The following is a 24,545-nucleotide window of genomic DNA, read 5'->3' as shown; positions in this document are numbered from 1 at the left end:
ACAGAAAAAACATTTCCAATAAAAGATATGCAGTTATTTTTGTAATGGATTTGGTTACAAACAATCAAGCAATAATACATTATGATGAAGAAAACAATTCAATTTGTACCTATCATTGCAATAGCAATGGCAGGTACTATGTCTAGTTGTGTTGACTCTGGAAAGGATCTCTATGATCCGTCTTACGAAACACCTAACCCGATGGGAGATGGCTTTGCTGCTCCCGATGATATCGATTGGAGCATGATAACCACTAAAAATGTCTCGGTCGAAGTGAAAGATGAAGAAGGAGGGTTATTTGCTTATCTAGTTGAAATATATGCAGATGATCCCTTAACTAACGAAAATGCCTCCGTACTAGCTACAAGAACAGCTAATAAAGAAAACAACTTTAAAGTTACAGCCGCTATCAGTCTGCTGCCAACTCAAAAGGGTATTTATGTGAAGCAAACCGACCCTAGAGGACGTGAACAGGTATATCAGTTCGATGTGCCGGAAAACAGCGATAACATGATCTGTAAACTCTATTATGCAGGATCCACTGCACAAAATAGGGCGTTGATGAGTCGTGCCGCTGCTACAAGAGGCTTTTCATTTGAAAAGCCTGATTACTATTCCATACCTGCTAATGCAAAAGAAGTGACTGAAATGTCAGGAACCACTTTGCAGCGTGATGCTTCTTACAAAATCACCTCCGACTATACCGGCACATTCAAGTTTGACGGTTATGACGGTGAAATTGCAACCAAAGTTTATGTAGATGCCAAATGGACGATTCCCGCAACATTCCAATTCCAAAACGGAATTGAAATCATTGTGATGAATAATGCTAAAATTGAAGCATCAGGAACCATGACATTCATTAGAAACTCCATGTTGACCATTATGGAAAAGGGAGAAGTAAATGCAGAGGATATATCATTCACTAATGGAGCGCCTGCCGCATTAAGAAACTGGGGCACACTGACTGTAGTAAACACAATGACGCTACATTCCGGTGCAACACTCTACAACAAAGGAACCATAGCCAGCAAGAATATCTCAATCAATTCCAATACGAAAATTGTGAATGACAATAAAATCAGTTTGGAAGGTGAATTAAATCTGCCGTCTAATTTCTCATTGGAAAATAACGGAGAGATTTATGGAGAGAAATTAATTGCAAATTCCGACGCTGTTGCTACTAACAACAACATCATGAAGTTTACAACCATCAGTCTTACCAATACGACTGTCAATAACGCTTGTAGCATGGAAGCAACTACCTCTTTCTATGCCAACGGAGCGACGTTTAACTTTACTCAAGGATATTTGAAAGCTCCTAAAATGGAGTTTGTTAATGGAACAGTAAATTTAAGTGATGGTTCTATGCTGGATGCTACGACAAGTATCAGCATACCTCCCGGTTATGCCAAGTTTTATGGAAAAGGCGAAAATACTTCTATGATAAAATCACCGGTTATCACCGGACAAGGTTTCACGTATGATGGAAATTTGGTTATTGAATGTGATAACCACGTTAAAAAGGAACAATGGTGGGAGAACTTCCATGTATTGAATGGCGCATACTTTACCAAAATGGGAGAATCCAAAGTTGCGATAGAAGTCTGTACAGGTACCAAGAATAATGGTAATGAAGGAGGAGATCCTGAAGATCCTAAGTTCCCGATCATCATGGATGATAATCGTAATTATGCTTATCTGTTTGAAGACCAATGGCCTTTATATGGGGATTACGATATGAACGACCTTGTTCTGATTGTCAAGGAAAGAAAGATCTCTATCAACAAGAGCAATAAAGCAGAAGAGTTCACGTTAAGTCTTGATTTATCGGCTGCCGGAGCTACCAAGAGTATTGGAGCTGCTATCATGCTGGACGGTGTTCCTGCCAGCACCATTACGCAGCCGGTGGAATTCAGTGACAACTCTCTTTTTAAAGGTTTCAATGTGAATAGTAATCTGATTGAGAACGGACAGGACTATGCGGTTATTCCATTATTTGACGATGCTCACAAAGCTTTGGGAAGAGACCGTTACGAACAGATTAACACGATTGCAGGCCACTCTGCTAATACGAGTCCTAAAAATATCAGCTTCACTATAAAGTTCAATAACCCTATCTCTGTGGATGAACTTAATATCAACAAACTGAATGTTTTCATCTTCGTAGAAGGAAACAGGAACCAGCGTAAGGAGATTCATATTGTCGGCTATCAGCCAACTAAGTTGGCAAATACCGATTTGTTCGGAGGAAACAACGACGATAGCTCTACTTCCCGCAAGAGATATTATATCAGCAAAGATAACCTGGCATGGGGAATCATGGTTCCGACAGACTTCAAATGGCCGTTGGAATATGTGAATATCAAATCTGCTTACTCATTATTCGAAAGTTGGGTAACCAGTGGCGGTACTAAGAATGAAGAATGGTGGAAAACTTTTGATTCATCAAGAGTATATAAATAAAGCCTAACAATTAATCTTTAACACGGATTTCATAAAACAGGAATCCGTGTTTTTTCATTAAGATGCTGTAAGTTGCAATTAATAGAAAAAAAAGATATATCACGAATTTTACTCTCCAGATTGGGAATTATTCTAAAATAATATCTATATTTGCAGTGTATCACAAATATTATGTGACAACAATCTTAATCTACAAATCAAATAACAAAGCAAGCGATAGAAAGGTCTATTCGTATGAAGAAAAAAATATTACTAGTCGACGATAAATCGACAATCGGAAAAGTGGCCGGTGTGTATCTAGGAAAAGAGTATGATTTTACCTATTTGGAAGATCCCATCAAAGCAATAGAATGGCTTAATGAAGGCAATGTACCTGACCTCATTATTTCAGACATTCGTATGCCTCTCATGATGGGGGATGAATTCTTAAGATACATGAAGAACAATGAATTATTCAAGTCAATTCCTATCGTTATGTTATCCAGTGAGGAAAGTACAACGGAAAGAATCAGACTATTGGAAGAGGGAGCAGAAGACTATATCCTGAAACCATTCAACCCTTTGGAACTCAAAATCCGAATCAAAAAGATTATTGACTAATACCGGGTCTTCTACACATGCAATATTTTGTTTATATAGGCAGAGATAGCAAAACAATAGAACTACTCTCCCGACTAAGTATTGGGGTATTCTATGCTGCGCCCAATTGTAGCAAAGCTGTCAAAGTATTGGAGAAAATACGCGAAAAATACGACGCCGCTCTATTTTTCGAGCAAGTGAACATATCCAAAGATATTGCAGATATCCAATACATGCGTAAAAAGTATCCGGGGCTTTATATGGTACTCGTTATCGACTCCTTATCTAAGGAAGAAGCATCTGAATACCTTAAAGCCGGTATCAACAATACGATAAAATATGAAACAAGCCAGGAGGCTGTAAAAAATTTATCAACTTTCCTTAAACGAAGAAAAGATCAGAAAATAAAGGCACTCCAACTGAAAGCACAAAATATAAATGCTTTCCGACTGCCTTTATGGAAAAGAACTTTTGATATATTCTTTTCAGGAATGGCGATATTATGTCTTTCTCCTCTCTTAATCTTTACTGCACTAGCTATCCGGGTAGAAAGCAAGGGTCCCATTATCTACAAATCCAAACGAGTAGGGAGCAATTATCAGATATTCGACTTCCTTAAATTCCGTTCGATGTATACCGATGCCGACAAGCATTTAAAAGATTTCAATGCCCTTAACCAATACCAGCAGGAAGATGAGGATATTTGGGGAGAAGAACCGGAAGCGGAAGTGAATGAAGAAATCAATGAAGAAGAAATCCTCTTGATATCCGACGATTTCGTAATCTCCGAAGAAGACTACATTAATAAGAAGTCCAAGGAAAAAAGCAATGCTTTCGTCAAACTGGAAAATGACCCTCGAATAACTAAGATTGGACGTATTATACGTAAATATAGTATTGACGAATTACCCCAGCTTATTAATATCTTAAAAGGGGATATGTCAATAGTAGGCAACCGCCCTCTCCCACTCTATGAAGCCGAGTTACTGACAAGCGATGAATACATCGACCGTTTTATGGGTCCGGCCGGATTGACCGGTTTATGGCAGGTAGAGAAAAGAGGCAAAGCCGGTAAGCTTTCTGCTGAAGAGCGCAAGCAATTGGATATCACCTATGCAAAGACATTCTCTTTCTGGTTGGATATAAAGATTATTCTGAAAACAGTTACTGCATTCATTCAAAAAGAGAACGTATAATCTCCTTCCAGATGATAGACTCTTATATCTACATAATAGATGATCTGATATTCTTCTGTACAGGGCTTTTGCTCCTATACCTCTTTGTGATGGCCATAGCCTCACATTGCAAACATATTATCTACCCGAAAGCTCAAAAAGAATATGGTTGCGCCATTCTCGTTCCGGAGGGAAGTATTCTTCCGGATATGTATAAAGAAGAGGCGTACGAGTTTATCACATACAGCGATCTGCATCAGACAATCAACAGTTTAGACCAGGAGCAATACGATCTGGTTCTCTTCCTGTCCAATACAGCATGCACTTTATCTCCGCAATTCCTGAATAAGATATATAATGCCTATGATGCCGGTGTACAAGCCATCCAACTACATACGGTGGTAGAAAACCGCAAAGGCATCCGTAATCGCTTTCGGGCTATACGTGAGGAAATAAAAAACAGCCTCTGCAGAGCCAGCAATACACAATTCGGACTGTCATCCAATTTATTGGGGACTAATATGGCAATTGACCTAAAATGGCTGCAAAAGAACATGAAAAGTTCTAAGACTAATATTGAACGAAAATTATTCCGACAGAATATATACATTGACTACTTGCCGGATGTGATCGTTTATTGCCAGTCTGCGCCCGTCTGTCCTTACCGTAAACGTATTCGGAAAACAACTTCCTACTTACTCCCTTCCATATTTGAAGGAAACTGGAGTTTCTGCAACCGGATCGTACAACAATTAACGCCTTCTCCGCTTACATTATGTATCTTCGTAAGTATATGGGCTTCGTTAATTACCGTATATAATTGGACCTTATCATTCGGATGGTGGATTGCACTTTTCGGTCTATTAATCACTTATAGCCTGGCAATTCCTGATTATCTGGTAGAGGACAAAAAGAAGAAAAAACATTCAATATGGAGAAGAAAACACTTAAACAGCGAATTAAAGAAAACCCCGGCTTAAAACAAGCTGTACATCGTTTTATCATGCATCCCGTTAAAACTCGCCCTAATTGGTGGATACGGCTCTTCGATTTCATATACCTGAAACGTGGAAAGGGCTCTGTCATTTATCGGAGTGTACGCAAAGACCTCCCTCCTTTCAACCGGTTCTCTTTGGGTAGATATTCTGTTGTCGAAGACTTCTCCTGTCTGAATAATGCAGTTGGCAACTTAACAATAGGAAATTACACACGCATCGGATTGAGAAACACAATCATAGGTCCGGTTAATATTGGCGATCATGTCAACCTGGCACAGAATGTAACGGTCACAGGGCTCAACCATAATTATCAGGATGCAGAAAAGATGATTGACGAACAAGGCGTCAGCACACTGCCCGTTGTCATCGAAGATGATGTATGGGTAGGCGCCAATTCAGTCATTCTACCGGGAGTAACTTTAGGGAAACATTGTGTAGTGGCTGCCGGAAGTGTAGTCAGCCATTCCGTCCCACCCTATTCAATATGTGCCGGATGCCCTGCAAGAATCATAAAAACATACGATTTCGAGACTAAAGAGTGGAAAAAAGTAGAGAAAACACCTGCTACTAACCATAAATAGTGAGAATAGCTACAGAATATACCTCATAAAGGTGATTGTGACACATTCTGAAATGCATTATCTTTGCAGTATCAGAATTGAATTAATTAGTCATAATTTTATTACGTAGCCACATTTAAGTAAAAAATGAAATAGAGTCCTGCCGAAGCGATTTCGTCGGGATTTTGTTTTCTTATTACCCTCCTAACCTGCAAGATCAAGCAACCATATTCATCGATAAGTTTTCGTCCACAAAATAGTGACGCTATCCGGCAAGGATAGTGACGGGATATGTATGGGATAGTAACGGTATCATTGTCATATACCGTCACTATTTTTTTACGCTCACAGGGATTCTTAAACCCACTATATAATCTAGACTAATAATAATGCTCTCTGTTTAACCCATAACAATGCGACAGACTTAAATCCCATATAATAAAAAAACGAGCTAATTCTTTTTATAGAACCACTCGCCACTGCATCAGAAAAGCCTAAAGGCTTTTCTATAGTACCTCAAATTTCCTGAAAACCAATCTTCTTTTTACCTAAAACGTCTTACCTATTGTTATCCTTTTACCTTCTATTAAAAACTTATCCTATTGAACTAAACTAAAAAACTTTTAATACCTTAAAACTATCTAATCTAATACCTTATTTAATATTTTCTTTTACCTTATAAACTAACAGCAATTTCTCAACTGCTTTGCAAAGGTACGAATATTTTTCGTGTGCGCAAACGGTTTTATATTTTATAACACTTCCGCAGGCTATAAATCTTTCACATCGCTCAACGCAACCAGCTTATTTACAATAGCATAGATAGTCAAACCGGCAGCACTATGTATTTGCAATTTTTTGCTAATATTTCTCCGATGTGTAATCACCGTATGAATCGACAAAAATAGCTTTTCCGCTATTTCCTTATTTGTCATTCCCTTCACCACACAGATGACGATCTCCTTTTCCCGCTGGCTAAGCGTGTCCTGATTATCCATCTCTTCTTCTTCGGAAACCACATTCAGTAAACCTGCAATTTTCTTAGAAAGAGTTTCCAAATCATCGAATATTGAAATAGACTCATCATACTTACCCAATAATGAAGCATCTACAAAAGAAGTAACCAAGGCTATTAAACGTATTCTTTTACCGGATATTTCATCTCGAAACTTAGCTACATCAAAGTAATCACCAAAAGTAGGATTGACAATCAACATCTCCGGACATTGCGTCCGGACGCAATCGTGCAAAGCTTCAACAGACAACAATTCTATTGGTTGCACTTTTACGTTAGAAAGACGCTTCAATGCAGCAGTCAATCCACCACGAATAATTACAGAAGTCTCTGCAATAGCTATTCGAACGACTTCGTTATTTTTCATTTTCCCTAATCCTCCTTTCCAAATTCAGAATAGCAGGAACAAAAATATAGTCCTCAACCTTGCAATGAGATTCCAGTCCGGCTTCGCAAGCATATATGTCGAAAAGAGCCGCGTTCAGAAGATTCTCATTTGCTTTGGCAGGGCAATATTTAATAATGATATTTTTCAGTTCTGTCAATTTCTCCCCTACCTGATCGTGATGCTTGGAAAATGTACTGATCTGATAGTTTTTTGGGGCAACTCCTTTAATCAATGAATCGACATACTTAAATACGGTTTTCTCTTCATAATCCATGTGCTTACGCACCTCTCGTGTATATTCATCGAAAAACTTAAGGATGAGAAAAGCAACATCGTCTTGCGAACAGTCGATTGCCTCGATCAGTTTACGACGAATAGCAGGAAGAGAAAAATCCAGAAAATAAATATGTGCCTGCCGCAGATAATCAATCAATGCAGGTATGGAAATATCATCTTTATCTCCATCGAGCCGGGAAAAGCCTTCAGCCATAAAGTTGACTACAATCAGAAAGGTCCGGCAGTCTACTCCATTCAGTTCACAAACCTCCTTGACTGTCTTGTCACCGAACCCCAACGAAAGCCCAAAACGACTCATCACTTGCAACAAAGAATAATTATCGCTGATGAGATCGATCATCTTATCAGTTGACTTATATTTTTGTAAATTATCCATCATACCTATTTATATTAGAGACTGCAAAGGAACGGAATATTTTGCTGAAATGCAATCATCATTTATAGGTATTTTAATTCGCCGGAAATAGCCAAATACTAATTATATGCTACTATTTTGTGGCGCAACTTTAGGCAAGCTAGTCTTTTTTTAGTAATTTTGTCGCTATCAATTTGTAATTAGTAACTCGTAATTTGTAATTAATAAAATGGCAAACGAACTCGAACTGAAATACGGCTGCAACCCTAATCAAAAGCCTGCCCGTATCTTCATGAAAGAAGGCGAACTCCCCATCGAAGTATTGAATGGACGTCCCGGTTATATCAATCTATTGGATGCATTCAACAGTTGGCAACTAGTGAAAGAACTGAAAGAAGCTACCGGACTGCCGGCCGCCGCTTCTTTTAAACATGTCAGCCCTGCAGGTGCTGCTGTTGCGGTAGAAATGAGTGACACGCTGAAGAAGATTTATTTTGTCGATGACATGAAACTATCTCCATTGGCTACAGCATACGCCCGTGCACGTGGAGCAGACCGTATGTCGTCTTACGGAGACTTTATCGCATTGTCCGACACTTGCGACGAAGAAACAGCACGCATCATCAACCGTGAAGTATCCGACGGCGTCATTGCTCCTGACTATACTCCCGAAGCACTGGAGATTCTAAAGAATAAAAGAAAAGGAACCTATAATGTAATAAAGATAAATCCTGCATACCGCCCGGCTCCTATCGAACATAAAGATGTATTCGGAGTAACTTTCGAACAAGGAAGAAACGAATTGAAGATCGATGAAAGTCTTTTGAAAGAGATGCCTACGCAGAACAAGAAAATCCCGGCTGATGCAAAACGCGACTTAATCATTGCCTTAATCACTTTAAAATATACACAATCCAATTCTGTATGTTATGCCAAAGACGGACAGGCAATCGGTATTGGCGCAGGCCAACAGTCACGTATCCACTGTACGCGCCTGGCAGGAAATAAAGCAGATATCTGGTATTTACGCCAACACCCGAAAGTGATGAACTTGCCATGGATTGAGAAAATCCGTCGTGCAGACCGTGACAATACAATTGACGTTTACATCTCGGAAGATTATGACGACGTACTGGCAGACGGCATCTGGCAACAGTTCTTCACCGAAAAGCCGGAAATACTGACACGCGAAGAAAAACGGGCATGGTTGGATACGATGACAGGCGTAGCTTTAGGATCGGATGCATTCTTCCCATTCGGAGATAATATAGAACGCGCACACAAGAGTGGCGTCAGCTATATTGCACAACCGGGCGGATCAGTACGTGACGATCATGTGATTGGAACTTGCGACAAATACAATATGGCAATGGCATTTACAGGCATCCGCTTGTTCCACCATTAAAAAGATCGACCATTTTTTATTCCATATATCCCCATTTATAATGAGAAGGAGACAAATCTTCCATTATAAATGGGGATTTCCTATTTCTTTAAGACCCTCTATCTTTGCAGCGTTACATTTAAAAACGAATCAAAGATGAATAAAATTGGTGTATTTTATGGTTCCACAACCGGAACAACAGAAGACCTTGCCCGTCGAATTGCAGAGAAATTAGATGTACCATCGGCAGATGTATTTGATGTATCCAAGTTAACAGAGGCATTAGTCAATGAATATGACGTATTGGTGCTCGGCTCTTCCACCTGGGGAGCAGGCGAACTCCAAGACGACTGGTACGATGGAGTCAAAGTTTTAAAGAAGTGTGATTTATCCCACAAATCTGTAGCCCTATTCGGTTGCGGCGACTCTGACTCATATAGCGACACATTCTGTGACGCAATAGGTATTCTTTATGAAGACCTAAAAGATACCCACTGTAAATTCTGTGGAGCAACAGATACTGCAGGCTATACCTTCGATTCTTCCATTGCCGTCGTAGACGGTAAGTTTGTAGGTCTTCCACTTGACGAAGTCAACGAAGATAGCAAAACAGACGAACGTATCAGCGCATGGGCTGAACAAGTGAAACAAGAAATTAGCTAATTTTACCTTAACATAAAAAGAATACTTTGCATCATGGCAACTGAAAGAATCATCCCCGGCGAAATCCGGATTTTTCTTAATCATATTTATGAGTTTAAGAAAGGCGTACGCAACATGGTACTTTACACAATGAGTAAAGAGCACGAAGAGTTTGCCATCCGCCGATTGAAAAATCAAAAGATCAGTTATATGATACAGGAAGTAGGAACCAATAAAATCAACCTGTTTTTTGGAAAGGCAGAATGTATGGAAGCCATGCGGCACATCATCATCCGTCCTTTAAACCAACTGACTGCCGAAGAAGATTTTATTTTAGGAGCCATGCTGGGATATGACCTTTGCCAGCAATGCAAACGATATTGCAGTAAAAAAGAAGGTATAAAGATAGCAGTTTAAGCGATAACCTTAGCATAAGTTTAGCTTTGTTTGTATGTAGTTTGTCTGAGTTGAATCGTTTCTGAAGAGGCTGTTTCTTGATGGTAGAGATACTCAAGGGAACTGGCTGTAAAAGAAACGATTCGCTCAATTACAAACAAAAGCCACACCACACTGCCCATACATTGGCAGCATTTTCTATTTGTCCATGACAGCCGACAGATACTAATCCGACTAATCTCACATGTTAGAACAAACAAAGGTGTATTTCAGTAAATTTCATCATACTGTAATACACCTTTATTTGTTTTATTTCGTTACATATATCCTTATATTCACTCATTAGTTTTAAATTACCTACATATACTGAATTTAAGAAATAACTATGCCTACTATTGGGTATTGCGGTTATTTTTAACCTCACATAACTTTGCAGTCGAAAAAATTATAAAAAAGATGAGAAAATTAACTGCAATCATTATTCTTTGTTTCCTGTCATCTTACCGTACACTTTCAGCACAGGAAACAGAAGAGAAGTCTAAAGACAGTAAAACTTCTTCCACAGAAGAATATACTAAATTTCGTTTCGGAGGATATGGAGAAATGGCAGCAAGCTATAAAGATTATAATTTTAATCGTTTCACTCCAAATGGTTCCGGTAAACTAAATCGTGGAGAGATTTCCATTCCACGTTTTGTATTAGCCTTCGATTATAAATTCTCTTCCAAATGGGTGTTGAGCACCGAAATCGAATTTGAATATGGAGGCACGGGAGCAGCTCGTGAAATAGAATGGTTTGAAGAGAATGGCGAGTATGAAACAGAGATTGAAAAAGGTGGTGAAGTAGCTTTGGAACAATTTCATATCACCCGCCTCATTAATAAACACATCAATCTGCGTTTCGGACATATGATTGTACCGGTAGGATTGACAAATAACCACCATGAGCCAATCAATTTCTTTGGAGTCTACCGTCCGGAAGGTGAAACAACCATATTACCTTCAACATGGCATGAAACAGGTATTGCCGTATTTGGCGAGATAGGACGATTTGATTACGAACTTCAATTAGTCAATGGTCTTGATCCACAAGGCTTTCGCAGTGAAGACTGGATAAAAAACGGTAGACAAGGAGCCTTCGAAGTAAACAATTTTACCAGCCCGGCTTTTGTAGCCCGTGTTAACTACCATGGAGTGAAAGGATTAAGAGTAGGTGCTTCTTTCTATTACAACCAGACTGCAAAGAATGGAACTAAACCTTGGAGAAATACAGGTTATAAATTCCCGGTAACTATTGTAACCGGTGATTTACAATACAAAGGCTTTAATAACAATCTGATTGTACGCGGAAATGCCGTTTATGGAAATTTAGGGGCAAGCGGAGCCTTAACTACAATCAATAACAGTTCTTCAGCTGCTTCCGGTTACCCTAATACAACAGTAGCACAGAATGCAGTCAGTTATGGAGGCGAAGCAGGATATAATATAAGTTCTTTCTTTAACTCAAAAGCTCCCCGTATCTATCCTTTTATTCGTTATGAATATTACAATCCGATGGAAAAGACAGAAGCTAACACAGGTTTGTTGGCCGACAAACGTTTTCAGGTATCAGCCGTAACAGCAGGATTGAATTACTACGCTCTACCCAATCTAGTGATTAAAGCAGACTACACTCACCGCTCCATAGGAGGTGGAAAATATAACGACGAAAACTTAGTCTCTGTAGGCATAGCCTATATTGGTTGGTTTATCAAGAAATAAATATAACTTTTTAATAACAACAAAAATGAAAACATGGAAATTTTTGCCTATAATGGCAATAGGGGTATGTATGGCAATGACCTCTTGTAGTGAAGATTCTAAAAAAGAAGATGTTTCACCAAATCCATTTGCGGGTTTTAATACCCCGGACAGTGGCACTGCAACAGATGATGAATTAAAAGCTGCGGTTGCAACGTATGTAGATGATGTAGTGATTCCTACTTATGAAGATATGTACAATAAAGTAACCGCATTAAACACGGCAGTACAAAAGTTATCAACGTCCTCCAGTGATAATGATGTAGCCAATGCAGCAGACGCCTGGGTTGCAGCACGTAAACCTTGGGAAAAAAGTGAGGCCTTTTTATATGGTCCTGCAGATTTGAATAAGCTCGATCCTAGTCTAGATAGCTGGCCTTTAGATAAAGGAGGTATTGATGCAATTCTACAGTCTGGGAATTGGGAAGATGCTGTTGGAGGCGATGTAAACGATGATGATGACGCACCAGCTGATGCACCACAAAACTTGCGTGGTTTCCATACAGCCGAATATTTATTGTTTGAAGACGGTGAAGCAAAAAAAATCACAGACCTGGATGCTAATAAAATAGGATACCTCAAGGCTGTTGTCGGACGTATGTCAAAAGACACAGAGCTTTTGTTAAAAGGTTGGACAGAAGGTAAAAATCTGGAGAACGGTGCCTATAAAGATGCAATGAAAGCACCTAACGGAACTTACTCTATAAGCAATATCAAACAATCTGTTGCAATGATACTAAACTCTGACAATGGTGCAGAAGGAATTGCCAATGAAGTAGGTGCAACGAAAATCGGAGATCCGGTAGATAAGTGGAACAGCGGAGATAAAGAAGGTGGTGTATTAGCCGTAGAATCCTGGTATAGCTGGAACTCTTTAGATGATTATACAGATAACATTTACAGCATCCGTAATGCTTACTATGGTAGTTTAGACGGAACTGTTGCTAGTGCAAGTCTGTGCTCTATCATGAAAAAAGTGAATCCGACATTGAATGACATGGTTGTTAAGCAGATTCAGGAAACAATCACAGCAATCAATGATATACCTCACCCATTCCGTAACAATTTAGGTGCTACTACTGAAGTTAAGAATGCTCAAAACCAATGCGTATTTTTATGTAGCGGTCTGGCTTTAGTCCGCGCAAAATTAGCAGGAGAATAAACAATACTAATTATGATGACTAAGCTCTTTCTTTTAGGAAAGCCGGTTATCAAAGCATTACGAGGAGGATTCCCAAGGCGATTGGGAAGAATCCTCTTTGTTGCGATAAATATAGGCTTCCTACAAAGTTGTGATCATGATGCTTTTGACGGCATTATTTATAAGCCAAACGGAGAAATAGCGAAACCGGAGGAATTATCAGCCGGCATTTCCACTATCTTTTCTACCGTAAGTGGCGCTTACGACACCAATGCAGATTGGGTCACCGGTGAATTATTAACACGCTTCAATCGTGGCGATGGTTTGTATGATAATTCTCGTGGAGTAGGTACAGGCAGTGGTAATGGATTAGGTCCCATTTTTGGAGGTTATTCCTGCGGAGCTTGCCATAGAAACACAGGACGTACGACTCCTGCATGGGTGACAGGTGGTTCCGGTGCAGGCTTTTCATCTATGCTGGTTTATATTACACGCAAAACCGGAGGATACTTCCCCGAATATGGCCGTGTATTACATGATCAGTCCATTTATGGTGTAAAAGCCGAAGGTAAAATAAAGATAACCACTACTACCGAAAAGTTCAAATTTCCCGATGGAGAAGAATATGAATTGATAACTCCTCATTATGAAATAACAGATTGGTATGATTATGAAATAAAGCCCGAAGATCTGATTATTTCGGTACGTGCCCCTTTACGACATGTCGGCATGGGGCAGATGATGGCACTTAACCATGATGAACTGAAACAGTTGGCAGCTCAAAGCAACTATCCCGAATATGGCATTAGCGGACGCCTAAATTATGTGACGGAGAAAGGCAAATATGACATTGGAATATCCGGCAACAAAGCCAACCATCAGGATTTAACAGTAGAACTAGGATTCTCTTCGGACTTGGGAGTAACCAACGACCGTTTTCCACATGAAGTTGGTGAAGGACAATCACAAATGATGGGATTTGCCAACCAAGGTGTAGAGATTTCTACCCGTGACATGGAAGATGTCGATTTATACATGCAGACATTGGGAGTTCCTGCACGCCGCAATGTGGATGATGAAACCATCAAACATGGCGAGCAAATGTTCTATCAGGCAAAATGCCATTTATGCCATACCGTTACTTTACATACCCGCCCACGAGGCAGCATATTACTGAATGGAACTCAACTGCCCTGGCTGGGTAATCAGATCATTCACCCCTATTCCGACTTCTTATTACATGACATGGGGCAAGGATTGGCAGATGATTATCCGAGTGGTCTGGCACGCGGTTGTGAATGGCGTACTACTCCATTGTGGGGAATCGGCCTTCAGGAAATTGTCAACGGACATACCTATTTCCTACATGACGGACGGGCACGTAACCTGACAGAAGCGATCATGTGGCATGACGGTGAAGGAGCCGCTTCACGTTCTATTTTCTCTCACATGTCGAAAGAAGATCGCGCAGCCTTACTTACATTTTTGAACAGTTTATAATATAATCAGCAACAACAATGAAAAAAAAATTTCTAGTACTTGCGCTCACTGCATTTATGTGCAGCCACTCTTATGCTCAAGATTCAAATACAAAAGAAATCGATGATAAATATGTAGAGAATGACGTTGTTTCACTGGCGGGAAAGAAAGGTTTTTCTTTTTCTACCAAAGCCGGTGATTTTCTATTCAAACCCTATGCATTAGTTCAAACCAGCCTGTCTTTCAACCGATACGACGATCAAGGTTTGGAAAGCCTCTATGCACGCAACTGGGCAAACAGTGGTTTTGCTATTCCTAATGCCATCCTTGGATTTACAGGCAAAGCATTTGGAAAAGTCACATTCAACTTATCACTAAATGCGGCAAAAAGTGGTGCTGCCCTACTGCAACAAGCCTGGTTTGATGTAGCCCTCAAAGAATCATTCCGTATTCGTGTCGGAAAGTTTAAAACCCCGTTCATGCATGCTTACCTGACCACACTGGGCGAAACATTATTTCCTGTATTACCCACCTCTGTGGCAGGCGGTATATTGATGCCCTACGATATCAACGCTGTAAAACCAAGCATGGCTACCGGATTCGATTTAGGAGTACAGATACATGGTCTGATTAATGGAAAATGGAATTATCAGTTAGGGATTTTCAATGGTACAGGAATTGATGTCAATTCGGCAACTAAAGGAATGTGCGATGATCATAAATGGTTGCCTCAACTGCTTTACTCCGGTCGTCTGGTATATATGCCCAAAGGAGAAATGCCGTCCACACAAGGTAATCCGAACAATCTGAAAGAAGATAAAATGCAATTCGGTGTTTCTACCTCTTATAATGCCGAAGCAGAAGATCACAGTAGTAGCGATTGGCGCATAGGTGCAGAGTTTGCAATGGTAAAGAACCGCTTCTATTTTGCAGCCGAAGGTTATTTCATGAATATGCATTTTACAGAAATCATGCATAAAGACAAAGATCAGAATTATTGGGGAGCTTACGCACAAGCCGGTTATTTTGTAACTCCTAAGTTACAAGCAGCTCTCCGTTATGATCTATTTGATCGCAACGGAACAGACGAAGGCGGTTTGTTGAATATGCCCGCCATTGGAGCTAATTACTACTTTGTCGGTTCTAATCTAAAACTTCAAATGATGTACCAATATCTGGGCAGAACCGGACATGATACACAGACTGACCGTGACAACGATGGAATAGGACTATCACGCCATAGCGTTACCGCCATGTTACAATTCACTTTCTAAAGTACAGAAGGAGGAATCTGTCTATGAATAAAAGACTAAAATATTTATTTATAACCTGTACCTGCCTAAGCTTGTGTTCAGCTTGTGATGAAGGTAAAATATATCCGGACGACACGATTGACAGTGGACGTACGGCTACTGTTACCCTTCATTTCACCCATCTGGATGCCTGGCCGCAAAAAAATAGTATGTCATTAATCTCCTTAGGTGAGGACGGAGTTACTCCCATATTGGTAAAGCGTATTCTGGAACCATCCAGCGAAGCGGAAACCGTGACTGTGACATTAAACAACTTAACCGAAAACACGCATAGTATTGCCGTAGCAGTTGTTACGTCCGGTATGTCTTTGGTACATGCCTATCAGTCATTCCCCGTTAATGCATCGGAAGAATCGTTGACTTTACCGGAGACAACAATCGAAGTGTCCTCGTTCAGCCGCATCCAGACACAAGTTTTCAATGCAAAATGTGTGATGTGTCATGGAGGAAGTACAACAACGGCCGGAGACTTGGATCTGACAGCAGCCAAAGCATACAACTCACTGATTAATGTAAAAGCTCCCCATTCCGACGAGGGAAAGAATTATGTAACTCCCGGAGATTTAAACAACAGCTATCTATTAGATGTATTAGAGCACGATAATCATATTGATATATTCAATGGAGCTGAACAACGTGAAGTCCGTGCTCTAATCCGTACTTGGATAAAAGCAGGAGCCGAAAACAATTAACTTGTAACAGAAACTTTGATATGAACAGCAGAAAACAACCACCCTTAAGATCAGAAAAAACTTTAACTGAAATATTTAAATACGAAGTAGCAGACGGCGTTTCCGAATATCATTTAATGATTCACGCAACCCAGCCGAAAGATGCTTACGAGGAACAATTAAACGCCATTATAGATACATATTACCAATTACGGGAAAAAGAGTTGCAAGGTACCGTCGCCATTTTTAAACGATATTTCTTGAGCGACGCTTCCAATCAGGCAGACACCTTATTGGCACTTACAACTGAAAGTTCGGATTGCGCACTTTCTATCGTCGAACAGCCACCGTTGAACGGAACCAAAGTAGCAGTATGGATTTACCTCCAAACGAAGGTGCAAACACAAATGCTGCATAATGGTCTCTTTGAGGTTAAACATGGCCCCTACCGACATCTTTGGGGTGGTTGCTCTTTCAATCGGGCTGCCAACTCGGAATACCAGACCCGGCTACTATTAAATGACTATGTCATGCAGCTTATTGAACAAGGTTGCAAACTAGCCGCCAACTGTATCCGTACCTGGTTTTTCGTACAGAATGTGGATGTGAATTATCCCGGAGTAGTAAAGGCACGTAACGAAGTATTCGTTACTCAAAACCTGACGGAAAAGACACACTACATTTCCAGTACAGGTATCGGCGGACGTCATGCTGACTCCAAAGTTCTTGTACAAATGGACACGTATGCCGTAGACGGAATCAAACCCGAACAGATTCATTTCCTTTATGCGCCGACACACCTGAATCCCACTTATGAATACGGCGTCAGTTTCGAACGTGGAACGTATGTAGATTATGGAGATCGTCGCCAAGTATTCATCTCGGGCACAGCAAGTATTAATAATAAAGGCGAGGTGGTATGTCCGGGAGATATCCGTAAACAAACAGAACGGATGTGGGAGAATGTGGAAGCCCTACTAAAAGAAGCAGAATGTACATTTGACGATATGGGGCAAATGATTGTTTATCTGCGTGACATTGCAGATTATACCATCGTCAAAGAAATGTACGACAAACGTTTTCCTTGTACACCCAAAGTATTTGTACATGCACCGGTATGCCGACCGGGATGGTTGATCGAGATGGAATGTATGGGAGTAAAAACCTGTGAGAATAAGGAATATGCTCCCTATTAATAGCATTTAAAAGATATACCGTTGAAAAGATTACTTATCATTTTATATATCTGTCTGATAGGATTACTTGCTGCAACCACTTTCATAGAGCAAGCATACGGGACAGAGTTTGTAGAAAGAAATATATATCACACAATCTGGTTTTGTTGTTTGTGGGGAGTAATTGCCGTAATAGGGTTTGTTACCCTCATCCGACGTTCCCTATGGCACCGGCTCCCTGTTTTGCTGTTTCATGGCTCCCTCCTCGTTATCTTGGTGGGGGCCATGATTACGTTTATCTATAGTGAACAAGGATATATGCATTTACGTCTGAATACAGTAAAAAGCAGCTTCCAGTCACCACAAAGCGACAAAAAGACAGACCTGCCATTTACAATGAAACTGGACAGTTTCCGGATAGAGTATTATCCGGGTACAGAAGCTCCTGCTGATTACGTCAGTTATATCAACTACTCACTTCCCGGCCAGAAAGATTCTTTGCATAACGAACGCATCTCAATGAACCGTATATTTGCCATGCAAGGATTCCGCTTTTACCAGTCATCATTTGATGAAGATGGTGAAGGAAGTTGGCTAACAGTAAACTATGATCCATGGGGTACCAGAGTAGCCTATAGCGGATACATCCTACTGGGCATCTCCATGATTTTACTACTTTTCTATCGCCGGGGGGAGTTTCGTCAGTTATTAAATCATCCCTTATTGAAAAAAGGAGGATTATTCATTCTATTCCTTTTCTACCTGACAGAAACAACGCAAGCGCAGGAAACGCCTCTTCGCGTATTAAACAAAATACAGGCAGACAGTCTGGCACAACAACAGGTTATCTACCATGACCGTGTAGTGCCGTTCAATACACTGGCAAGAGACTTTGTCAAGAAACTGACAGGAAAAACCTACTATAAAGGATTCACTCCCGAACAAGTAATAAGTGGCTGGATTCTTTACCCGGAATCATGGAAAAATGAACCAATGATATATATAAAAAGTCCCGAACTACACCATTTACTCGGTTTGAAAACCTCTTATGCACGCTTGACCGATTTGTTTGACGGTCCGGTCTACCGTCTTCAGAAAACTTGGCAACAAGAACAGGGAAAAGACAGCAAACTCGCCAAAGCGATCCAGGAAACAGATGAAAAAGTAGGCCTGATCCTGATGTTGGAAAAAGGAACATTCATCCATCCATTACCTACTGATGGCAGCGTGCAACCTCTCTCCGAAATGGAAGTAAAAGCAGAATTACTCTACAACCGGACTCCGTTCAGCAAGATTCTTTTTATGATTAACCTGTCATTGGGAATGTTGTCTTTCCTACTTCTACTTCATAACAGCCTGCAAAGAAATACCCTCTCGCCCAAAGCCAAAACGATTTCCCGCATGGCAGGAACTTTCTTTTCCGTTGCACTCTATCTTGCTTTCATATTCCATTTAGCAGGATATTGCCTGCGCTGGTACATTGGCGGTCGTATTCCACTTAGCAACGGTTACGAAACCATGCAGTTTATGGCTCTTTGTATTCTTTTGATAGCCTGTCTGCTCCATCGAAGATTCTCATTTATACTTCCATTCGGATTCCTCCTCTCCGGCTTTGCTTTGTTGGTCTCCTATCTGGGACAAATGAATCCCCAGATAACCCCATTAATGCCGGTGCTCGTCTCTCCATGGCTAAGTATTCATGTTTCATTGATTATGATGTCTTATGCCCTATTGGCATTCATCATGCTAAACGGAATACTGGCATTATGCCTCCGGAAAAAAGAATCGGAAAACAATGTCTCCGGAAACGACGCTATACAAGACAACCGGATAGAACAGTTGACGCTAGTCAGCCGCTTGCTGCTCTACCCTGCCACCTTCTTTTTAGGAGCAGGCATCTTTCTGGGAGCAGTTTGGGCAAACGTTTCCTGGGGACGATACTGGGCGTGGGACCCGAAAGAAGTATGGGCACTGATTACTTTTCTGGTATATGGAGTAGCCTTCCATTCACAAAGCCTGCGCATTTTCCGCAAGCCTCTATTCTTCCATATCTATATGATTCTTGCTTTCCTGACCGTCTTAATGACCTATTTCGGGGTAAATTATGTTCTTGGAGGGATGCATAGTTATGCAAACGCCTGAACCACTATATATAGCTAGTAATTGATAGAAGAATACCCATTTTAGGGGATTGCGGGAAAAGCGGAAAGCCCCTATCTTTGCAGTATCAGAATTAAATTAATTAGTCATAATTATATTACGTAGCCACATTAAAAATACATAGAAATCGGCCGAAGTGATTCACCCGCATTTCTTTTATTTGGTTGTTAAGTTGAAAAAACCATATAATGTATTCATTTTGGAATATGAATAGATGACATATTCTAAAAGAGGCAAGGACGTCCGGCTTGTGAAAGCCGGACGTTTTTTTAATAAAGTGAAAGAGCTCATGCATTCATGAGCTCTTTCCAACCAGCCGTTTCAAAAGCGATATACTCCGCTATAAACTTCTCCATCTCTTCTTTCTTCACAGGATGCAACACCAGCTCTTCGAGCAGGGCAAACAACCATACCGTATTCAGGTGAATAAAGAAGTTAGTTATTGCTATATTGATATGCGGATATTTCTGCTTCATCCCTTGAAAAAAAACAGAAATCGTACGCGTCATCAAATCTGTATATTCAGAACGGAAGTTCTCCAAAACAGAACCTTGTGCCTGAAAAAGCAGCAACCGCAAACGGTCACGATGTTCAGAGACCAATCTGATATATTCCCGTACAGACATTTTCTGATAATCCGAATCCATAAAGACGTCTATCGTCATCTGATCTGCATCGTGATTATAAATCATAGCATACAGATCATTCAATACCGGTTTCAGAATCGTACGGAATATCTCATCCTTATTGGTGAAATAATGATAGATATTACTCACCGTCACCCCTGCCCTCGAAGCTATTTCACGCATAGAGGCATCCTTGTATCCCTTTTCCAGAAACACTTCTTCGGCTGCCTTCAAGATTCCCTCTTGTATATCTCCTTTCAAAAATTGCATAGTATCGCTGCTATTTATCAATTCATATTTGTAACCTGTCTGTTCACCATCCGGGCAAATATACCATTTTTCTTTTTCAATTCCTCCGGTGTTCCCATTTCAGCAACACTTCCATTCTCCAATACTACAATTTTGTCGGCATTGGCAACGGTTCGCATACGGTGCGCAATAATCAGCACCGTTTTATTACGTACCAATTCAGATATACCTGCCTGTATCTTGGTTTCATTCTCAACATCAAGCGAAGCCGTAGCCTCATCCAACAGAACAATCGGAGCATCCTTCAATAAAGCGCGGGCAATGGAAATACGCTGACGCTCACCGCCGGATAATGTTTCTCCATTCTCACCGATAATCGTCTGATATCCCTGCGGCATTTTAGTGACAAACTCATCACATTGTGCCAAGCGGGCAACTCTCCGGACTTCCTCATCCGTAGCATCCCGTTTGCCAATACGGATATTATCCATAATGGAAGCATTGAAAAGAACTACATCCTGAAAGACAACGGAATAGTTTTTCAACAAAGTTTCAGGATCAATCCGACTGATATCCTGCCCGCCGAGGGTAATCTTTCCCGACTGGATATCCCAGAAACGTGCCGCCAACCTGGCCGCCGTACTCTTGCCACTACCCGAAGGACCAACCAAAGCCGTTTTTTCACCTTGCCGGGCAATAAAAGACAAGTTATTCAGAATTTGTTTTCCCTGCTCATAAGCAAAGTCTACCTGTCTGAATTCGATATCATAACCTTGAGGAGTGAATTCGGTAGTCCCGTTTTGTACCGGCAATGCTTCCATCTCATTCATTCTATTGATACGCACATCCAAATAGAACAAAGCGGCAATATTATTCATCACCTCACTGACCGGAGCATACACACGCGACCCGATAACCATAAATATAAGATAGGTAAACAAATCAACCGTACCCGAAGCCAAGAGATTGGCACCAACGATAATAACGCTTGCCAGTCCGAGTTTCAATACACTTTGGGAACCGTTTACCAACATGCCGAGCACCAGTTCATTACGAGTCAATACCTTTTCATAGGTATCAATGCTCGCATCCAGTTTTTCCAGATAGTCTCTCTCCTGATTGTAGGATTTTATCTCCTGAATGGTATCGAGTCCTTCCTGGATATGTTCGGTCACCATCCGCTTGTTCAGATAATTACTTTCATTGCTTTTCTGTATTTCCTTCTTCGAGAAAAGAAGGATTGCGGCGGCAAGCGGCACTACCCAGAACAAAGCAATCGTCAACTGCCAGTTATAAAATGCCATACCGACGGTAATAAGCAGAATACTGATAATGGAAGCAAACAACTGGGGAACTGCATGCGAGAAAGTATGCTCGAGATCAGTGCAGTCATCCATAATCGTGGCGGTGAGGTCGGAAAGATTCTTTTCGCCAAAGAAAGCCAGAGGCAACTTGCGAAGTTTTTCCGCCAATGAGATACGCCGGTTTGCACTCTCATCATAAACGGTGGTATAGGTACTACGATATTGCAATACCGCAAATATATACATGACTATCATAAAGACAATACCGAGTATGCTATAATAGAGAATACCATGCGTCACCGAAGCCGAAGGCTGAAACACAGGACGAAGATATTCCTCAAGAAAGAGAAAAACAAATACCGCCGGCAACATCAATACGATATCGAGCAGTGTAGTGAAAAACACACCTTTACAGAAATCTTTCGCTCCTTTAGTTGAAAGGGCAAAACGTCTTTTTATTACTTCAATCATTAGAAACCTCCTTTCCTATTGTCCAGCGAACGGATTGCTGGTATTCATTCCACATACGATAATAGATGCCTTGTTTTCCAAGCAGGTTGGCATGTGTACCTTGTTCCGCAATCTTCCCCTTGTCATTGACGAGGATATTGTCGGCATCAGTGATGCTTGAAAGACGATGAGCAATCATCAATACGGTTTTTCCTTTTGTCAGTTCTTTCAAGGCTTGCTGGATGAGATGCTCATTTTCGGGGTCGGCAAAAGCAGTCGCCTCATCCAGTACAATGATGGGAGCATTTTTCAGGATTGCACGTGCCAGTACGATCCGTTGCTGTTCCCCGCCGGAGAGATATGTTCCCTCCGTACCAATCTTCGTATTCAGTCCGAGCGGAAGTTTATTGATAATTTCCCGGCATTGTGCCATATCTACTGCCCGTTCCACTTCCTCCATTGTCGCGTCGGGATTACCATATTTGATATTTTCGAGCAGAGAAGTCTTGAACAGCTTTGTATTCTGGAACACGAAAGAAATATATTTCATCAGTTCTTCGGGAGCGATTTCTCTTACATTGATGCCACCTATTAAAACTTTCCCTTCCGTTGCCTCCCAGAAACGGGGAACTAGACGGGCAATCGTTGTTTTCCCTCCGCCCGAAGCTCCGACAAGAGCTACTGTGTTTCCTTGCGGAATAGTGAAACTAACATCATCCACCGCCTTTTGATTAGCTCCCGGATAGCTGAAGGAAACTTTTTCGAACTGAATACTGAATTCCTTTACCGGTTGTGGATGCTCTACAACAGTCAGGTGCTCATAAGCAACCAGATTCTCAAGACGTCCGATAGCTTCACTCGCCTGCCCCAAAGCCTGATTGAGATACATACTCTTCATGATACTTTGGGAGAATACAGGAGTAATGAGAACAAACAGGAAGAAATTAAGTAATACCGATGCATAATTACCTGAATAACCAATCAGCAAAATAGCCAACGGAGCAAGGAAAAACACAAAGCCATTGATTATTACGGTATAGAGCGACATCGGCTTCTCCCACATTCGTGTATAGCCGAATACCATTTTATTATAATTCATGATACAGCGGTGAAAGTTTTTGAAAGAGTAAATAGTCTGCTGGAAAACCTTCACTACGGGAATTCCTCTCACATACTCTACAGCTTCGGTATTCATTTCCTCCAGAGAGGTCATATAGCTTTTCATAAACTGCCGTCCCTCCGCATTCATCATAAAACCCATAACCAGCATGGCAATAATTACAGGGACGATACATGCCAGACCGAGTATCCAATCGAACACAAAAATCAGTATGGCAGCTACCAACGGCACTAGAAAAGTAGCCGCAAGATCAGGCAACTGATGTGCCAGAAAACTATGGGTAATCCCTGCATTGTCATCTATAATCTTGCGAATACGTCCGCTCGTATTAATGTCAAAGAAGCCGAGAGGCATACGCACTATCTGGCGCATGGCTTCTTTGCGCAAATTCGATTCAACCCGAAAAGCTGCAAGATGCGAAGACATCAATGCGGCAAAATAAAGGACGATGCTCGCCACGGCCATGCCTGCCGCCCACCAGGCATACGTCACCACATTACCGGAAGAGGTTATCTCTCCGTGTTCAAGCAGTTCTCTCACAATCAGCCAAATAAGGATATAAGGCAACATGCCCGCCAGGGCACTTAGGGCAGACAGCAGCATTGCCGCAGGCAAAAGCACTTTCCGTTTACCCATGTAGTTCTGAAGTTTTTTCAATGTACTCATAACGTACGTTCAATCTATATTAAGTTCGACAATCATTTAACTTATCGCTTGTTTTCAAAAAAGAACAATATTCGAAATCGTTCAAAAAAAAAGAGAGCTTATATTTCTATAAGCTCTCTTCATCCCATTCAATCCG

20 protein-coding genes are annotated in these 24,545 nt (G+C 40.9%); 15 read left to right on the top strand and 5 right to left on the bottom strand.

Annotation, left to right across the window (positions count from 1 at the left end; genetic code table 11):
* Window positions 1-81 precede the first annotated feature (81 nt).
* From AAHJ11_RS19040 to AAHJ11_RS19020, 5 genes are all read left to right on the top strand, one after another.
* The gene (locus AAHJ11_RS19040) at window positions 82-2,466 is read left to right on the top strand and encodes an LruC domain-containing protein (RefSeq protein ID WP_320974791.1); all 2,385 of its coding nucleotides are present in this window, start codon (window positions 82-84) and stop codon (window positions 2,464-2,466) included.
* 234 nt (window positions 2,467-2,700) lie between these two features.
* Window positions 2,701-3,066, top strand: a complete 366-nt coding sequence (locus AAHJ11_RS19035) for a response regulator (protein WP_004300114.1) — start codon at window positions 2,701-2,703, stop codon at window positions 3,064-3,066.
* A gap of 17 nt (window positions 3,067-3,083) precedes the next feature.
* A complete protein-coding gene (locus AAHJ11_RS19030) occupies window positions 3,084-4,241 on the top strand; it encodes a sugar transferase (RefSeq protein WP_320974790.1) in 1,158 nt (385 codons plus the stop codon).
* Between the two features lie 11 nt (window positions 4,242-4,252).
* On the top strand, window positions 4,253-5,200 hold the full coding sequence (locus AAHJ11_RS19025; protein ID WP_320974789.1) for a glycosyltransferase family 2 protein: 948 nt from the start codon (window positions 4,253-4,255) through the stop codon (window positions 5,198-5,200).
* On the top strand, window positions 5,152-5,799 hold the full coding sequence (locus tag AAHJ11_RS19020) for an acyltransferase (protein ID WP_217722511.1): 648 nt from the start codon (window positions 5,152-5,154) through the stop codon (window positions 5,797-5,799). The genes AAHJ11_RS19025 and AAHJ11_RS19020 overlap by 49 nt, the downstream gene beginning before the upstream one ends.
* A 749-nt stretch (window positions 5,800-6,548) precedes the next feature.
* On the opposite strand, the gene AAHJ11_RS19015 is transcribed toward AAHJ11_RS19020, so the two are convergent.
* Together AAHJ11_RS19015 and AAHJ11_RS19010 are read right to left on the bottom strand one after the other, a co-directional pair.
* Window positions 6,549-7,160: a helix-turn-helix transcriptional regulator gene (locus tag AAHJ11_RS19015; RefSeq protein WP_074559659.1), complete on the bottom strand. Its 612-nt coding sequence runs from the start codon at window positions 7,158-7,160 to the stop codon at window positions 6,549-6,551.
* Window positions 7,150-7,854: a hemerythrin domain-containing protein gene (locus AAHJ11_RS19010; protein ID WP_148367667.1), complete on the bottom strand. Its 705-nt coding sequence runs from the start codon at window positions 7,852-7,854 to the stop codon at window positions 7,150-7,152. The genes AAHJ11_RS19015 and AAHJ11_RS19010 overlap by 11 nt, the downstream gene beginning before the upstream one ends.
* Window positions 7,855-8,062: 208 nt before the next feature.
* On the opposite strand from AAHJ11_RS19010, the gene AAHJ11_RS19005 reads away from it, so the two are divergent.
* From AAHJ11_RS19005 to ccsA, 10 genes are all read left to right on the top strand, one after another.
* The gene (locus AAHJ11_RS19005; protein ID WP_234133665.1) at window positions 8,063-9,238 is read left to right on the top strand and encodes a phosphoribosylaminoimidazolecarboxamide formyltransferase; all 1,176 of its coding nucleotides are present in this window, start codon (window positions 8,063-8,065) and stop codon (window positions 9,236-9,238) included.
* A 135-nt stretch (window positions 9,239-9,373) separates the two neighbouring features.
* Window positions 9,374-9,880 carry a flavodoxin FldA gene (gene fldA, locus AAHJ11_RS19000; protein ID WP_004311873.1) on the top strand — a complete coding sequence of 169 codons (507 nt, stop codon included), beginning with the start codon at window positions 9,374-9,376 and terminating at the stop codon, window positions 9,878-9,880.
* 33 nt (window positions 9,881-9,913) lie between these two features.
* Window positions 9,914-10,276 carry a DUF2023 family protein gene (locus AAHJ11_RS18995; RefSeq protein ID WP_148367644.1) on the top strand — a complete coding sequence of 121 codons (363 nt, stop codon included), beginning with the start codon at window positions 9,914-9,916 and terminating at the stop codon, window positions 10,274-10,276.
* A 435-nt stretch (window positions 10,277-10,711) separates the two neighbouring features.
* A complete protein-coding gene (locus AAHJ11_RS18990) occupies window positions 10,712-12,016 on the top strand; it encodes a hypothetical protein (RefSeq protein ID WP_195649960.1) in 1,305 nt (434 codons plus the stop codon).
* 25 nt (window positions 12,017-12,041) lie between these two features.
* A complete protein-coding gene (locus AAHJ11_RS18985; RefSeq protein ID WP_148367642.1) occupies window positions 12,042-13,217 on the top strand; it encodes an imelysin family protein in 1,176 nt (391 codons plus the stop codon).
* Window positions 13,218-13,229: 12 nt separating this feature from the next.
* Window positions 13,230-14,696, top strand: coding sequence for a di-heme oxidoredictase family protein (locus tag AAHJ11_RS18980; protein WP_370540847.1), 1,467 nt, complete (start codon window positions 13,230-13,232; stop codon window positions 14,694-14,696).
* Between the two features lie 17 nt (window positions 14,697-14,713).
* Window positions 14,714-15,949, top strand: a complete 1,236-nt coding sequence (locus AAHJ11_RS18975) for a porin (RefSeq protein ID WP_148367641.1) — start codon at window positions 14,714-14,716, stop codon at window positions 15,947-15,949.
* Window positions 15,950-15,972: 23 nt separating this feature from the next.
* Window positions 15,973-16,680, top strand: a complete 708-nt coding sequence (locus AAHJ11_RS18970; RefSeq protein WP_320974788.1) for a hypothetical protein — start codon at window positions 15,973-15,975, stop codon at window positions 16,678-16,680.
* Between the two features lie 20 nt (window positions 16,681-16,700).
* Window positions 16,701-17,855 carry a Rid family hydrolase gene (locus AAHJ11_RS18965; protein ID WP_195649958.1) on the top strand — a complete coding sequence of 385 codons (1,155 nt, stop codon included), beginning with the start codon at window positions 16,701-16,703 and terminating at the stop codon, window positions 17,853-17,855.
* Between the two features lie 21 nt (window positions 17,856-17,876).
* Window positions 17,877-19,976 carry a cytochrome c biogenesis protein CcsA gene (gene ccsA / locus AAHJ11_RS18960; protein WP_320974787.1) on the top strand — a complete coding sequence of 700 codons (2,100 nt, stop codon included), beginning with the start codon at window positions 17,877-17,879 and terminating at the stop codon, window positions 19,974-19,976.
* A 305-nt stretch (window positions 19,977-20,281) separates the two neighbouring features.
* Here ccsA and AAHJ11_RS18955 read toward each other — a convergent pair whose 3' ends face one another.
* From AAHJ11_RS18955 to AAHJ11_RS18945, 3 genes are read right to left on the bottom strand one after another with little or no spacing between them, the layout of a single operon-like run.
* Complete coding sequence (locus AAHJ11_RS18955; protein WP_004300131.1) at window positions 20,282-20,890, bottom strand: TetR/AcrR family transcriptional regulator; 609 nt, start codon at window positions 20,888-20,890, stop codon at window positions 20,282-20,284.
* A 17-nt stretch (window positions 20,891-20,907) separates the two neighbouring features.
* Window positions 20,908-22,644, bottom strand: coding sequence for an ABC transporter ATP-binding protein (locus AAHJ11_RS18950; RefSeq protein WP_004300132.1), 1,737 nt, complete (start codon window positions 22,642-22,644; stop codon window positions 20,908-20,910).
* Window positions 22,637-24,409 carry an ABC transporter ATP-binding protein gene (locus tag AAHJ11_RS18945; RefSeq protein ID WP_320974786.1) on the bottom strand — a complete coding sequence of 591 codons (1,773 nt, stop codon included), beginning with the start codon at window positions 24,407-24,409 and terminating at the stop codon, window positions 22,637-22,639. Before AAHJ11_RS18945 ends, AAHJ11_RS18950 begins: the two co-directional genes overlap by 8 nt.
* Window positions 24,410-24,545 lie beyond the last annotated feature (136 nt).

It is taken from the genome of Bacteroides sp. 90-K9/2 (genome assembly GCF_047310725.1).
In the GTDB taxonomy this organism is placed as follows: domain Bacteria; phylum Bacteroidota; class Bacteroidia; order Bacteroidales; family Bacteroidaceae; genus Bacteroides; species Bacteroides vicugnae.
Note: the sequence above shows the minus strand (reverse complement) of the source record. Positions and strands in the feature narration are given on the sequence as shown.